Annotated in this window: 10 protein-coding genes; 6 read left to right on the top strand and 4 right to left on the bottom strand. The window is 38.7% G+C overall.

The genetic code is table 11. The features are described 5' to 3' along the window. Positions 1-88 precede the first annotated feature (88 nt). The 3 genes from ACFSTH_RS06030 to ACFSTH_RS06020 form a co-directional block, all read right to left on the bottom strand. Positions 89-1,894, bottom strand: coding sequence for an ABC transporter ATP-binding protein (locus ACFSTH_RS06030; RefSeq protein ID WP_377770130.1), 1,806 nt, complete (start codon positions 1,892-1,894; stop codon positions 89-91). Beyond that, positions 1,882-3,723, bottom strand: coding sequence for an ABC transporter ATP-binding protein (locus ACFSTH_RS06025; RefSeq protein ID WP_377770131.1), 1,842 nt, complete (start codon positions 3,721-3,723; stop codon positions 1,882-1,884). The genes ACFSTH_RS06030 and ACFSTH_RS06025 overlap by 13 nt, the downstream gene beginning before the upstream one ends. A gap of 162 nt (positions 3,724-3,885) precedes the next feature. Then, entirely contained in the window at positions 3,886-4,404 is a 519-nt protein-coding gene (locus ACFSTH_RS06020) for a hypothetical protein (protein WP_377770132.1), read from the bottom strand. A gap of 169 nt (positions 4,405-4,573) precedes the next feature. Here ACFSTH_RS06020 and ACFSTH_RS06015 point away from each other — a divergent pair, with 169 nt between their 5' ends. From ACFSTH_RS06015 to ACFSTH_RS05995, 5 genes are all read left to right on the top strand, one after another. Further along, on the top strand, positions 4,574-5,227 hold the full coding sequence (locus ACFSTH_RS06015) for an ankyrin repeat domain-containing protein (RefSeq protein WP_377770133.1): 654 nt from the start codon (positions 4,574-4,576) through the stop codon (positions 5,225-5,227). A 48-nt stretch (positions 5,228-5,275) separates the two neighbouring features. Then, positions 5,276-6,751: a sensor histidine kinase gene (locus ACFSTH_RS06010; RefSeq protein WP_377770134.1), complete on the top strand. Its 1,476-nt coding sequence runs from the start codon at positions 5,276-5,278 to the stop codon at positions 6,749-6,751. A 5-nt stretch (positions 6,752-6,756) separates the two neighbouring features. Continuing rightward, positions 6,757-7,449, top strand: a complete 693-nt coding sequence (locus ACFSTH_RS06005) for a response regulator transcription factor (protein ID WP_377770265.1) — start codon at positions 6,757-6,759, stop codon at positions 7,447-7,449. Positions 7,450-7,576: 127 nt separating this feature from the next. Beyond that, positions 7,577-9,070, top strand: a complete 1,494-nt coding sequence (locus ACFSTH_RS06000; protein WP_377770135.1) for an S-layer homology domain-containing protein — start codon at positions 7,577-7,579, stop codon at positions 9,068-9,070. A gap of 209 nt (positions 9,071-9,279) precedes the next feature. Next, positions 9,280-12,363 carry an S-layer homology domain-containing protein gene (locus ACFSTH_RS05995; RefSeq protein ID WP_377770136.1) on the top strand — a complete coding sequence of 1,028 codons (3,084 nt, stop codon included), beginning with the start codon at positions 9,280-9,282 and terminating at the stop codon, positions 12,361-12,363. 217 nt (positions 12,364-12,580) lie between these two features. On the opposite strand, the gene ACFSTH_RS05990 is transcribed toward ACFSTH_RS05995, so the two are convergent. Next, a complete protein-coding gene (locus ACFSTH_RS05990) occupies positions 12,581-14,266 on the bottom strand; it encodes a DUF4091 domain-containing protein (protein WP_377770137.1) in 1,686 nt (561 codons plus the stop codon). A 175-nt stretch (positions 14,267-14,441) separates the two neighbouring features. Here ACFSTH_RS05990 and ACFSTH_RS05985 point away from each other — a divergent pair, with 175 nt between their 5' ends. Further along, positions 14,442-15,308, top strand: coding sequence for a helix-turn-helix transcriptional regulator (locus ACFSTH_RS05985; protein ID WP_377770138.1), 867 nt, complete (start codon positions 14,442-14,444; stop codon positions 15,306-15,308). Positions 15,309-15,358 lie beyond the last annotated feature (50 nt).

Raw genomic sequence — 15,358 nt, 5'->3', positions numbered from 1 at the left:
TTAATATTTGATAAGTTCAAATGTTATATAACTTAAGCCATGTTAGGTTGAAACTTATCCTACTGTTCGTGGGAATTAGATTTATATACTACTCATCCATATACCATTGTGATTGCAACTGCCATAAGCGAGCGTATTCCCCTTGCTGTCCCTGCAATTCATCATGTGTGCCTTGTTCGATTATTTCGCCATTGTGCAATACAATAATTCGGTCACAATGACGTGCTAAGCCAAGCCGATGAGAAATTAGTATAGCAGTCGTCTTTTCAATCATAGTAAGAAACCGTTGAAAAGCATCTGCTTCTGCTACAGGATCTAGCGCTGCCGTTGGTTCATCCAACAATATAATAGAAGCTTCCCGCATAAATGATCGAGAAATAGCAACCTTCTGCCACTGTCCACCCGACAAATCTACTCCGCCTGTGAACTGTTTTGTCAGCTCTGTTTCAAACCCGTCAGGAAGCTGCTTCGCTATAGATGCTGCTCCACCTAATTTGGCAGCTTGTGCGATTTTTTCCATATTATCTTTCTGAACATCATTGCCGAAGCCAATATTGTATTGGAGAGACACAGCATATTTCGTGAAATCTTGAAATACAGCGGACATATTTTTTCGCCATACATCCTTTTCTAATTGTTCAACAGCAATTTTGTTAAACATAATCGTACCAGAGGTGGCACGATACAATCCCGTTAGTAATTTTGCTAATGTCGTTTTCCCCGAACCATTTTCACCGACTATCGCTATTCTCTCACCTGGACGAATCGTCAATGATAGTTGATTAATAATAAAACGATTGGTAAATGGATATTGAAAAGATACTTGTTCTGCTACTATTTCATTGCGCTCATTATTACTGCTAGCTGCATGGTTGCTTACCAAATATTTTTGCTCATCTCCTTGCGGAAGATCCATATAGGCGAAATAGTCATTAATACGCAGAAAAGCTTGTGATAGTCGGTTCGTGTTATCGAATATCGTAGATATATTCGTATAAACGGCTTGCAAAGCAACCAACATACCCGCATAAGCTCCTGTAGATAAACTACCGTTAGCGACTGCATAAGTCGCCCAGCCTATACTAAAAACTAAGCCGGTTAATGCTAGCTGGGTAAACAATACTTCGATAAGTGTTAACTTCTTCTCCTGTTTATAACGATGATTTGCCATTTTCCAATACAAACTACGCCAATAAAGCGATAACCAATGGGATAATTGAAAAGTACGTACTTCCTGAGCACTATCACGTGAACTCATTATCTTTTCAATATATTGCAGAAGTCTTTTTTCAGGCAAAGCAGCTATTTCTACCGTATATAATCGCTTCGTTTTTAGCAGTTGCACTATAAGTGTTGGGATTGCCACAATAATAATAGTAAATGTAAGCCACACATTCCAGCCTGCAATGATAATCGCAAAAGATATAAGTGTAATAGCTGCGCTAATGATAGCGTACAAATCAAGAAATAGCAAAAATCCGGGATCAGAGATGGTTCGTGCTCGACTAAGTTTGTCGTATATTTCGGCTCGTTCAAAAATTTCCAATGGTAACTGCTGAGCTTTATGATGCAGGCGACTTACCATCATTTCCTGTGTTTTTTGACGCAACTTTTCTTCTATTACTGTAAAAATCGGTCGTAACAAAATACTTATGATATGTAAGAGCGCCCATACTGCCAGCCACCACCAAATCGCTCCTGCTTCTATGTCACCTCTATATAATGCTGTAGCCTGATTGACGATCTGTGTAAAAATAAGCACTTGCAATGCAACGATTATAGCATCCGTCATCTTCACAACAAGCGATAACAACATGCGCCGTGGATCAGCTTGAAATATAACGACAATAAAACGAATAAATATAGTGATAAAGGAGCGATCTATCGATACCATTGCGCTTGCTCCTTCCACATTCGAGCATATTCCCCATTAGCCATAAGTAACGTTTGGTGTTGTCCTTCTTCCACGATTCGACCATCTTTTAGTACAATAATCCGATCAGCCAAACGAGCGGAACCTAAGCGATGACTAATAAACAATACGGTCTTATCCGTCATCAACTGTTCAAAATCATCGTATAGCTGCGCTTCTGCTCTCGGATCTAGCGCAGACGTAGGTTCATCTAATAACAATAGTTGGGGATCGCCATATAATGCTCTGCTAAGTGCAATGCGTTGCCACTGTCCACCAGATAATCCAATCGCCCCGTCTATCACATGACCAATCGGAGTTTGGGCACCATCGGGCAAAGAAGTAATGATAGGATAAGCACCTGTCCGTTTTGCAATTTGTACTACCCTTTCTTGATCAGGATGCAAATAGTTATCATCTGCTAACGAATGAACATCACCAAGCCCAATACTTTGCGCTAATGTGAATTCAAAAGCATAATAATTTTGAAACACAGCAGACACATTTTTTCGTAAACTAGCTTCTGCAATCGAATGATATTCGATGCCATCGACTGTTATATGACCGGAAGTAGGCGTATACAATCGTAACAATAGTTTCATTAACGTACTTTTTCCTGCACCATTTTCGCCAACAATAGCTATCGATTCTCCTTGTCGCCATGTAAACGAAATGTTGTGCAATGTATCTGTTTCACTATTAGGATAACGATAGGAAACGTTCGATAGCTCTACCTGCTGTAACTTTTCTGGGAATGGTAGGCTACCATTTTTTTGTTGCTCCACTTCTATAGATAGAAATTGCTGCACATATTGTACATGAACTAAAGCTTCCAACGTTTGTCTAAAACCTGAACTTATAATTGCCAAAGCATCGTTCCAATTTCTCACCCCTTGAAAGAGAGCAACAAATAGCCCAATTGTTATTTGCTGTTTCGTTAGTGCTATGATCAAATAGATAGCTATCCCGATGTGTATGCAAAAATCTATCCCTTGGAGTGGCAGAAAAGAGCGTTCTAGCAACAGTTGTTGACGTAACGATTCACTTCGTAGTTTATCCAACCACTTTCTCCAAGTCGCTGTTAATGGTGCATGTAGCTGATAAATCCGCAGCTCTTTTTGTTCCGCTCTACCCATTAATAGTGATTCGTAATAAGCGGCACGCCTCTGTTCCTCTGTTTGACCAAACAATAACTCCGCCCAAATATCGTTAGCTTTTAAAGATTGGATGGAATAAGGAATAGTAACAGCAATCAATAAAATCGTTACCCACGGCGACACTTGAGCAAACAGGAGAGATATCGAAAAAACAGTCGTCAAGCTTTGTATAAGAGCTAGAGCATCGTGAAAAAACAAATGAAGTTTCTTACCCGGTGAGCTTGAACGATGGATAGCATCATACAGTTTACTATTTTCAAAATAGGAAAAAGGGAGTTTTTCTAATTTCTCATGCCTGAGTATAGATAACGTAAACTCCAATTTTTGCTGTAACCTATTATTGAGTGGAGACACTAGTTTGCTAAGTACAGTATCGGAACATAGATGCAACAATAACAACACTACGAGCCAAGGAACTGCCGCTTGAAAGCTTTTCGTTAACAACACACTATCAATCAATTTGTTAAGAACGATAATAGTTGCTGTTGGCAAAAGTCCTTGAATAATATAAATTAAGACGATCACAAGCGTATGATATGGGTATTTGCCGAGTAAAAATGAATTTGCCCATTTCCATACAACATACACATGCTTTATTTGCTTTATCGTATTGGTAATATATTTATTTTGAAGTGACTTGTATATGTTTTTCATATCTTTTCCTCGAATCGAGTGCAATCGATAATGTAAAGCTAATCAATCATAATACAATGTCACTGTAAAACTTTTCAACCTCATTATCTATAGGGCAATTTGGCTTCAAATAGGGTTAAGCCACTTTCCAGCTCAAATCACCTCTACCTCCTTGTACAAATTTTAGCACTTATGCAATATAAATAATGACTCCACCATGTGATCTGCTAAGCTACCAATATCATTCATCTGCTCCTCACTAATTTTTCGTTGAAAGGCAACATGAATGTTATTACGATAAGTAGAGTTACGTTCACCATATATATGCGAAATGTTCTGCGTAATTGATACTTGTTGTCCCCATATTGCTTGCAAAGCTTGTTCAATCGCCAGACATTGCCGCTGCTCATCGTTGATCTCCATATCGTACTGTATGAACAATTGGCAACCTGGCACAGTTTCTGTCTGTTGTAATATTTCTGCCGCCAAATCGGTAAGCGAAGCATGTAATACAATCTCTGCACTAACGTTTGGTGTACCCACCAGATGAAACTTCAAACGAAACTCCCGCTCCATCACCGCCATATCCAATATATCTTTGCGTCCAGCAATATATATTGTTTGATCGATATTATCCCGATCGTATAGTTGATTTTCAATGGCTACTTTCAAATTTTCAAATATAGTTGGGTCGTATAACATTGTTTTCCTACCTTTCTCAGCGTGAAAATTGCTATTCTACATTTTCATATAGTTTATACTTATTTAATAACATATTTGAGGTCTTTTTATACTTTTCTGATATGATTTAACGATACAACATTAGATGAACGATAGAAAGGATGGATTTGCTTTGATACGAGCAACTATAATGACATTGTGCCTACTAATTATGTCTGGTTGTCAATCCGAGGAGGTAAGTAACGATATGAAAAATGCAACTTTATTACAAGCAGCAGAACAAGGGAATGTAGAACAAATAACGAAACTTTTAGAAGATGGCGCTAATATTAATACAGTGGATGGACGCGGACGTACGGCAGCGATGATCGCTGTTCATACAAATCAATTGGAGTTGTTTGAGCTGCTAATTGAAAAAGGAGCCGATATTAATATTCGTGATCAACGTTCAGATAATCCTCTCCTATATGCAGGAGCAGAAGGATTACTTGACTTTGTCAAAGTAGCAGTCGCTGCTGGTGCAGATACAACGATAACGAATCGATTTGGTGGTACTGCTCTTATTCCAGCCGCTGATCGTGGTCATGTAGAAGTTGTGGAAGAACTTTTAAAAACGTCTGATGTGGATATCGACCATATTAATAATTTAGGTTGGACCGCTTTGCTAGAAGCAGTATTGCTAGGCGATGGCGGCGAAAGACATCAACAAATCATACAATTACTTGTTGATTATGGTGCAGATGTTAATCTAGCTGATGGAGAAGGTATCACGCCACTACAACATGCAAAAAGACTCAATTATGGAGCGATCGTTCATATTTTAGAACACGCTGGTGCACACTAAAACGATAGTAACGAATCATATAAACTTATATAAAAGCGGTGATAACAGTTGTCTATTCGATTTAGGCTACTACTTTCCTTCACATCGGTTGTCATTGTATCCGTTATATTGTTTGTAACAGCAGCCTATTTACTTTCTGTCGCTGTAACCGGGGATGCACGCAGTATTACTAATTTTTATACGATACATTACTCGTTGCATCCTCTTTCTGAGGAAGAAGAAAGTTTATTTCTCGATCTCAAATATTTAGCGAAACATGATCCGGAACAGTTGAAAAATCAATTGCTGTTAGAAGATTATAATACGCAACTAAAAATGGTACAGGCAGCTTTAGTCATTCGTGAAAATGATTCCATTGTGTATACAGCACCTTCACTTGAAAATATTGATTTTGCTGCTCTACTTCCTCCTTACGATATGGGTAACAATGCGATTCGTAATACGATGAACGCTGGTAGCCGTTTTTTTTCTTATTCCAAATTTGATTTCCATTTCTCATCCGATACTGGTGATCGTGGCAGTATTTTTGTTATTCGGGAGCGAAGCCCTTTTGCTGAAGTTGTCCGGACTTTATTACCTATTCTCATTTTTGTTTTCGTCATTATTTTGCTCTTGACTGGCGTTTTGTTATACCGTTATTTTACACGTAAAATTGTCCAACCTTTGGATCAACTACGACAGTCTGCACAACAGATTAAAGATGGTAATTTATCGTTTCAATTACAAGCTAGTTCTAATGATGAAGTTGGGCAATTAGTGGAGACGTTCGATCAAATGAGACAAAAGCTATATGATTCAATTCAAATGCAATTGCATTATGAAGAAAATCGCAAACAATTGTTGTCAAATATTTCTCATGATTTGCGTACACCAATTACAACGATCAAAGGTTACGCAGAAGGTATTCGCGATGGAGTGACCAATACGGAAGAAAAGTTAAACAGATACGTTCATGCTATTCATACTAGGGCAACCGATATGGAACGACTAGTAGATGAACTGCTTTATTTTTCAAAACTTGATTTGAAGAAAGAGCCTTATTCTTTTCAACAAACAGACCTGTTGCAATTTTTGCAAAGAGTAGCAGATGAACTAGCGATTGAGTTTGAAAATAAACAAGTACAGCTCTTATGGAGTAACACCTCTATATCGCCTATTTATGTACTAGCTGACCAAGAGAAATTAAAACGGGTCATTATTAATTTGTTAGACAATAGTCTGAAATATATGACGAGCGAAACTCGGCAAGTAACGATTTCTATCGAACAATCCGAACACCAAGCTACAGTGCATATGCAAGATAGTGGGCCAGGTATTCCACAGCATGCGCTCCCCCATATATTTGAACGGTTTTATCGAGTCGAGCCTTCGCGCAATCAGATGGTCGCCAGCGGTAGCGGTCTCGGACTTGCTATTGCGAAACAAATTATAGAAGGACATGGGGGCGAAATATTCGCCACAAGTGAGCTTGGCAAAGGAACTAATATTTCATTTACACTTAAAAAATTTGAAGATCGTCGGTGATAGCTGTGAAACGAATTTTAATAATTGAAGATGATCCTTACATTGCAGAACTACAAAAAGATTATTTTGCTTTGCACGAATTTGATGTTACGTTAAGTTTTGACGGGAAAGATGGATTACAACGAGCATTACATGAGCAATACGATTTAGTTATCGTAGACTTGCAGTTGCCAAACGTCGATGGTTTTGAAATATGTAGAAGGATTCGCGATGAACTAGAAGTACCGATTTTGATTGTTTCCGCAAAAAAAGAAGAATTGGACAAAATTCGTGGATTTGGGCTAGGAGCTGATGACTTTGTTACAAAACCATTTAGCCCTAATGAATTAGTAGCAAGAGCAAAAGCACATATGGCAAGATATGATCGGTTTAAGTTAGGGACCAAAAGTATTCCATCCGATACACTCCACATTCGTGAATTGTCGATTAACCAGTCGTCTCATCGCGTATATGTCCATGACAAAGAAGTTTTTCTTACAGCAAAAGAGTTTGAAGTACTTGTATTTATGGCAAAACATCCTAATCGCGTATTTAGTAAAGATCAGCTGTTTGAAAAAATTTGGGGCTTTGATTCAAATGGCGATATTGCTACCGTAACTGTTCACATTTCACGAATTCGCGAAAAAATAGAAGCCGATCCAGCTAACCCACAGTTTATTGAGACGGTTTGGGGAGCCGGATATCGCTTTACGATTTAACTACTTTGCAAAAAGTTATCTATCTCTTTATAGTTTGTTTATACTTTCTTTTCAGCCCGTTTAGAGCGAGAGATTACACTAGATTTATCAAGCAGACAACAATCTAAATAGAAAAGGAAGATGAATAATGAGAAAAGTAAAACAAACAATAGCAGTTGTAGCATTAACCGCTATGATTGGAGGAGGCACATTATTGCCAATCCAACCAGCAAACGCAGCAACAGCTGTACCATACGCAACGGTATCCCAAGCAGCAAGTGCTTATTTTAACCAACAAGTAGATAAAGCGATTCAACAATTGGTCGACAAAAAAGTACTTGTCGGTTACCAAGATGGTTCAATCCGTGCGGAACAAAATATTACGAATGCTGAATTTTTAAAAATGGCTATTTTAACATTACATGTAGAGCAAGCGAATAACGCAAGTACACAACCAGCAAAATGGTACACACCATTCATTGAAACAGCTGTAAATGCTAGTTTAATCGAAAAAGCAGATGATATTGTGCCTAATGAATTGGCAGACAAAACAGCTACTGCACAACTTGTAGCAAAAGCATTACAACGTGACGTAAAATCAGTCTTATACTGGATGGATGGTCTTGGCATCGATGGTTCTACTTTAAATCGTGGACAAGCAGCACAGTTACTCGTACTTGCAGAGAAATCCGTTCGTTCTGCCGATGCGCAAATCGTCTCGATTAGATCGATTAATAAAGTATCTCTAGAAGTAACGTTCTCTGCACCACTAGCCCTTGCTGATGAAGCAACAGATGCAGCAAACGCAAACTTTGCATTTAGCGATGAGTTGAAGTTGGTAAACCAACCTCGTCTAAAAACAGGATCTATCGCAACATATATCGTACCGGTACAAACGATGACACCAGGTAAAACGTACACGACGAATTACAAAGGAAAACAACAACATAGTGTTGTTGCGAGTAATGAAAAACTTCAACTTAGCGATGTTCGTCAAGTAACAGCTGACACATTCGAAGTAGAATCTTTCCGTGCGGATGGCGTGATTGATTATGGCTATATGATTTCCGCTTATTCTGGTGGACGTGGTGCTAATGCTGCGATATTGGATGAAAATAACAAACTGAATGGCAAGCAGATGCAAGTAATCCCTTCTCTTGCTTCGAGACAAGCAACACTTACACCAGCAGGTGGCGATCCAATTACCGTTAACTATGTTGGCTATACACAATCTACAGACGGTAAGCAAGAACCGAAATTCCGTCTTCCAGCTGGTACAACATTACAAGCTGGTGTCGAATATACAGTATCTGCTGATTGGTTTGACCTAGAAGACAATACATTTACAGCACAAACTATTGCCCCATTAACGATTGCCGCTGTAGATAAAGTAAATGAAACTACACTTAACGTAACATTAAGTGTTGACCCGGGCGACGAGCTATTTGCCTACCGTTCTATTCAGCTAAAAGGCTCTGATGGCACTACACTTACTGCTCAATACAAAGTACAAACTCGCAGTGGTGCGACTGGGGTATTTGAACTACAACAAGAAGGTAAACTAGTAGACGGTGTGAGCTATGAAGTCGCTCCTGTTGGCAGCTGGGCTGTAGTTGACAAAGTAACTTTAGCAGCAAAATAATTTAACCCACCATCACAGCAATCTTACCATTTACTACCTTTTCATACGCTATTCCTAATCGATCAATAGATCATTAGGGATAGCGATTGTTATTTTATAACTAAAGTCAATATCGTTCAGTTGTTAGTCAATATAATACATTCCACTTCACTTTTACAAACGCTTACACTATTATCAAGAAACTATTATAGCGAAGTGGAGGTTTTTCAGTGAAACAAAAAAATGTGAAATGGTTGTTCATTTCTTTGGCTGTACTGCTTATGCTCCCCTCATCTTTGGCAATAGCAGCATCTACTGATTTACCAACGATAGACGCTTTGAATGCAACTGGTACAACCTATTATATTGATAACACAGATGGAGAGGATAGTAACAGCGGTACAACAGAAGACGATGCTTGGCAAACACTCGATAAAGTAAATGCAACTACCTTCTTGCCAGGCGATCAAATACTATTCAAAGCTGGTGAAACTTGGTCCGGACAACTTTATCCGAAAGGTTCAGGTGCTGAAAACAAGTTTATTACCATTGGCATGTATGGAACCGGAGATAAACCAATCATAGCTGGAGAGGGTAACGTAGAGAGCACCGTATATTTGTACAACCAACAATACTGGGAAATCAGTCATCTAGAAGTAACTAACTTAGGTAGTGCTCCTGCCACTTCGCCACGTAGAGGAGTTCATGTATCTGCGGAAGATTACGAAAAAGGTAGTGCAACCAATATTACAAATATTAAAACACTCCGTGGTATTTATATTCATGATCTCTATGTGCATAGCGTTAATGGACAAGATGAAAAAGATGTCAATGGTAGTGCAGGAATTCAAGTCAGTGTAAAGATCGCTGGTCGAAATACAAGTGGTGTCCCAAATCCAAGTAATATTCACCAACGAACTACTTTTGATGATGTTAATATATCCAATAATATTATTAAAGACGTGTCGCGTTCCGGTATTATGACTTGGAATGATTGGATGAACAGAGAGCTACTAGGTGACGATATAGGTTATGGAAATAGTAAGTTTACTCCTTGGACACCTTTAACTAATGTCATCATTCGGGGTAATAAGCTCTATAACATTGGCGGGGATGGCATTGTTCCTCATATGACAGATCATGCACTAGTAGAATACAACTATCTGGATGGCTATAATCGTACTTCCAAAGGTTATAACGTCGGTATGTGGACATGGGCAGGAGATAATACGTTATACCAATTCAACGAAGTAACAGGTGGATACTCTACGAGAGATGGTCAACCATTTGATTTTGATCATGGAACACAAGGGATTATTTACCAATATAATTATACGTACAATAATGATGGTGGTACTCTTCTTTTATGTGCTGATGGCAACGGAGGCGGGGTTCGAGACAATATATTTCGCTACAACATTAGTCAAAATGATAAATACCAAATATTCACTATCTGCCAAGGACCAAACATTAGTAATATTCACATCTACAACAATGTCTTTTATGTCAAAGAAAATATGAACACCAACATGCTAGTAGGGCAAGGTGCTGGAATTGACGTAGCACTCTACAACAATGTCTTTATTAACCATGGTACTGGTGGTTATACGGTTAAACCAACGTGGAAGTATCATAATAATGCATTCTATGGCAATAACGTCCCTAATGTGGATACTTTTCCCGATCCATTTATGATTACAGGCGACCCAAAATTAATAGCACCTGGCTTGGCGCAACCAATATTAAGCACAATGGACCGAATTATTCCCGAACAAGTCGATTGGAGTGAGCTGGATGGGTACAAACTTAGCGCTAATTCACCACTGATCAATAAAGGGCGATTCATTGGAATAACCCATCATCCTGGAGTTCGTGACTTCTTTAACCTTCCTATTTATAATGGGATGCCAGATATCGGTGTACACGAGTTTGCTGATAAGCAATACACTCCTGTCACTCCATTTGAACCAGAAATACCAAAATTAAAAGCAAAAGTGATAAATGGTGATTTTGAAAATACTACATTGCACGCCAATGCTAAGCCATGGGTAACGCAATGGAATGGTCGTATTGAAAAAACGGACGAAGCTTATGAAGGAGATTATGCAGGAGTTGTTTTGGCTGCAAGTACAGGTGGAGCAATTGAGCAGACCATAGCAGCAGCTCCCAATACAACATATCGACTAAGTGCTTATACGAAAATAAGCGATTCGGCACAACAAGTATACTTTGGTGTGAAAGGATTCGAGGCTACTCCTACTACTTCAACGCAAGTACCTGTTACCTCAACATCCTATGAAAAAGTAACAATCGAGTTTACTACAGGTGAAAATAATAGCGGCTTTACGATGTATTTTTGGCAAGATACCGGTCCACTATTAAAAGCGTTTATCGACAATGTATCGATAGAAGAAGTGCTTGCTGATCCGCCTCCACAACCAGTATATCCTCCATATGTACCAGATGTAGGACAATTGCTCATCAAACATGAACCAGCAACGTTAATAGTTGGAGAAACGGAGCAACTGCAAATAGCAACGCTAACCAATGGAAAAGAAACGGATGTGACAGCGACAGCAGTCTATCAATCATCAGACACTTCTGTAGCTTCTATTACTGCTACTGGAGAAATAACAGCAGTAAGCGCAGGTGAAGTAGACATTCTAATTACGTTCCAACAACTATCAAAAACAATTACCATCAAAGTGAACAACAAACAAGATAGCGATGGAACAGATGATCCTAATAAGGATTCCGAGACAGAAATAGTAGAAGAAACGAGCCCATTTACGGACACCATATTACATTGGGCGCAGAAAGAAATAACTGCTTTGAGTAGCCAAAAATGGTTACAAGGCTATCAGGATAACACCTTTAAACCAGATCAATCCATGACACGTGCGGAATGGACGGCTTTATTAATAAGAGCATTACAACTTGATCAAACTAAGGCCGATGATACATCATTCCAAGATGTCGCTAAACAGCATTGGGCAAAACAATATATTGATATAGCCGTCCAGCTTCATATAGTAAACGGTAAATCAGTACATGTCTTTGCTCCTGAAGAAAGTATTACAAGACAAGAAGCAGCTATAATGATCGCTAGAGCTTTACAACTTACTTCCGATAATGATTCTACTATACTATTCTCGGATGTAGATGATATTTCAGCTTGGGCGTTACCCGCTATACAAACGTTAGCAGAACAAGATATTTTACATGGTTACTCTGATCACACATTCAAGCCGCTTCGAGCGATTACACGAGCAGAAGCCGCTGTACTCATTCATCGATTGCTAGAACAACTTTAAACAATTGATCAAATAATTAAACAAACACCTTCAAACTATTCGTCCTATAAGAATAGCTTGAAGGTGTTTTTAAAAACTAACTTCAGCAAATCTATTGATATGCGATCCATTGCAAAGTAGTAATGATAGGCACATGCAAAAAACAAAATACCCCTTATCACGTTGCTAATCGCATAACATAATAAGAGGTTTTACTTATTTATTTTCTAATAATTCTTTAGTTTACTTCCATTGCAGCTACTATCGCTTCATTAATCCGCTTCCGAGTGTCTAGTAACCACTCTATACTTTTAGGATAGTTGTTAAACGTTATTCCTTCCGGAAATTGTTGTTCTATCAATGCCATTACCTGCTCTTTTCCAACTAATTGATCGAGCAATTGCAATGCCCGCATATCTTGTAATCCTTCAAAAAATACTTCCCAACGCAACGAATCGATTGGACCATCCGCTCCTGGATATACGACAAACGGGTCACCAGAAGGGAAACCACTATCCGCATCTGTTACTTGGAAAGGGTTAATCGGACGGGTAGAATACTGGCTATTCCAGAAGTTAAAGCCCCAATGCAAAAACCCTTGTACGTCAAACTTATACAATTGAAAACCGATTATCCGATTACGATAGGATGGCATACTGAAAAATCGATTAGACACTAAATTATTTTGACTGCAACAGTAATACGTCCATAAAGGTTCTACTTTATTTTCAATAAATGCTTCTACATGATCATTCGCTGGCACAGGTAAATCGACTAATCCTAATTGATAAAATTCATAGTTCGATAGAGCATCAATAAATGGATATTTCGCTAAGTGTCGTTTCAAAATATCTTTTGCTTGTTTATAACTGTCCAAATGTTGCATACCTGGCTCATCCGAAACGTGAAAATATACTCGCTGTTCCAATTGCTTTTGCTTAATAAATGATACAAGTTCCGGCAAAAACTGATCTAGAAAAGTGCGATAATCTTCCCCAGATGCATCTGTTTCCCAGCCAAAGATTTTCTCTTGTTTACCATTCACTTTAGCTACAATTTTCGGAGCATGCGCTCCCCCCCATTGAGTAAATAAATGTGAAAATTCAATATAAGTTACTCCAACACGTTCGCTCATGGCGATCCAACGTTCCAATAGATCAAAATTAAATTGATATTGGTGTTCTCCAAGCAACTCCACTTCAATTAATTGCATCGTTGGTCGTTCTCCGCCAACTGCCGTATCGAGTGGTAACGTAAACAATGGAGTAAGCAGCATATTAACGCCATGTTGCACAGCATTTTTCACATATGCTTCTATCAATGCCCAATGTTCTTCACTTAAAATAGCTACATCATATTGTGTTGCAATACAATCCCCATGAAACCACTCCGTATGCTGCAATGTCTGTGCCGGTAACTCCGCTGGCAGCACTTGTAATGTAAAGGTCACTTCATCTAATCCGTTCCCTGCATGATCATGAAGTAATACTTTTATTGGATAATTCGTTATTTTTTCAGATCCATTCACCACATTTTTTTCTGGTAACTTTATCGTAACCCAAACGCTGCGCCATTGATCCAATTGCGCAAGTAGCCCATGTTCTTGTTCGATTGGATACAATACATCCGGATATAATCCTGGTGTAGTGCGTAAATAATCGTCGTCGATTTGTTTAAACGTTGGCAAGTTAGAAGGAGATAACCCTACCGAACGAACCGTTATATATGGTGTTAATGTTGATTCTATCGTAACTTGCAGCCCTCTTCTTAACTCGGTTGAACGATACGCCACTTGAAAAGAGTAAACTTCTCCCCACAAAGCTGTTCCACTATTGACCTCTAGATCATGCAACTCTACATCTGCAAAAACTTTGCTTAATGAACTTAAACAACGTGTTTCAAATCCAGCTGCTTTATTAGTCATCGATATAGCTCCTTTTTGGTTATCGTTTCTTTCCTCAATATGGCTCTATCATATCAGCTAGCCTTTGAAGCAACAATCCAATTATTCTAAACAAACTATAACAATCTTGACATTGTTTTCAGAAAGCATTATGTTCATAGTCAAATACGTTTAATAATAGCTAAGGGGTGTCGTTATGAAACAAGGTTCCTTTGCTTTTCGATATACGGATGTCGTTCCTCATTTACTATTAGACTCTATCGGATGGCATACAACCGATTCACCGACCTATGGTAATGATGGGAATGCTCGAACCGACCATGATCATATCGTATTCCAATATACGTTACGTGGAGAAGGTCGAATAGAAGTTAACGGACAAATGCACAGACTGATGAAAGGTCAAGCTTTTTTAGTGAAAATACCTAGTGACCATCGATACTACTATGATGCTACTACTCTAGAACCGTGGCAATTCCTTTGGCTTAACGCCAAAGGCGAAGATGCGCTGCGTATGGCAGAACGTATTATTGCTGAGCAAGGAAATATTTTAACAATAGATCAAAACAGCTTTGCCATTACTAGTTTTTGGGATATGTATCGGACCATATCTGAAGACCAACTGACCGATAGCACCGAACTATCTGTGCTGTTATATCAATTTATATTAGCGTTATCCGTACCAAAAACTACTGTAAATAATGGAATCGAGCATGTTCCCATTGTAAGTAAAGCTATCCGCTATATAAAAGATCATGTGGCAAAGTCGCTAACTTTGGACGATATCGCTGCGCATTGTAACGTCAGTGGAGCTTATCTATGCCGATTATTTCAACGAAGTTCGCTTGTTTCTCCACTCGAATATTTGCGAAGACGAAAAATCGAACTTGCTATATCAATGTTGCGTACAACGGAATTAAGTGCACAAGACATTGGAAAACAATGTGGCTTCGATAGTGCTAGTTACTTTAGTAAAACCTTTAAAGTCTATTTAGGCTTTACACCAAGTGACTATCGCAAACATCGTACCAATTATCCATTCTATACCGTTTTTTTAGATTAAAAAACTCCCCTCCACCTTATGCCTATTGCTGGCTTGGTGGAGGGGAGTCC

Source organism: Paenibacillus yanchengensis, from assembly GCF_042684845.1.
Lineage (GTDB): Bacteria > Bacillota > Bacilli > Paenibacillales > Paenibacillaceae > Pristimantibacillus > Pristimantibacillus yanchengensis.
The sequence above is the reverse complement of the archived record's forward strand: the minus strand, read 5'-3'. Positions and strand labels throughout refer to the sequence as shown.

Excerpts from the sequence above, each read along its gene's own strand:
- ACFSTH_RS06015 (WP_377770133.1), top strand. The coding sequence starts at position 4,574 with ATGACATTGTGCCTACTAATTATGTCTGGTTGTCAATCCGAGGAGGTA.
- ACFSTH_RS06030 (WP_377770130.1), bottom strand. The coding sequence starts at position 1,894 with ATGGTATCGATAGATCGCTCCTTTATCACTATATTTATTCGTTTTATT.
- ACFSTH_RS05990 (WP_377770137.1), bottom strand. The coding sequence starts at position 14,266 with ATGACTAATAAAGCAGCTGGATTTGAAACACGTTGTTTAAGTTCATTA.
- ACFSTH_RS06000 (WP_377770135.1), top strand. The coding sequence starts at position 7,577 with ATGAGAAAAGTAAAACAAACAATAGCAGTTGTAGCATTAACCGCTATG.
- ACFSTH_RS06020 (WP_377770132.1), bottom strand. The coding sequence starts at position 4,404 with ATGTTATACGACCCAACTATATTTGAAAATTTGAAAGTAGCCATTGAA.
- ACFSTH_RS06025 (WP_377770131.1), bottom strand. The coding sequence starts at position 3,723 with ATGAAAAACATATACAAGTCACTTCAAAATAAATATATTACCAATACG.
- ACFSTH_RS05985 (WP_377770138.1), top strand. The coding sequence starts at position 14,442 with ATGAAACAAGGTTCCTTTGCTTTTCGATATACGGATGTCGTTCCTCAT.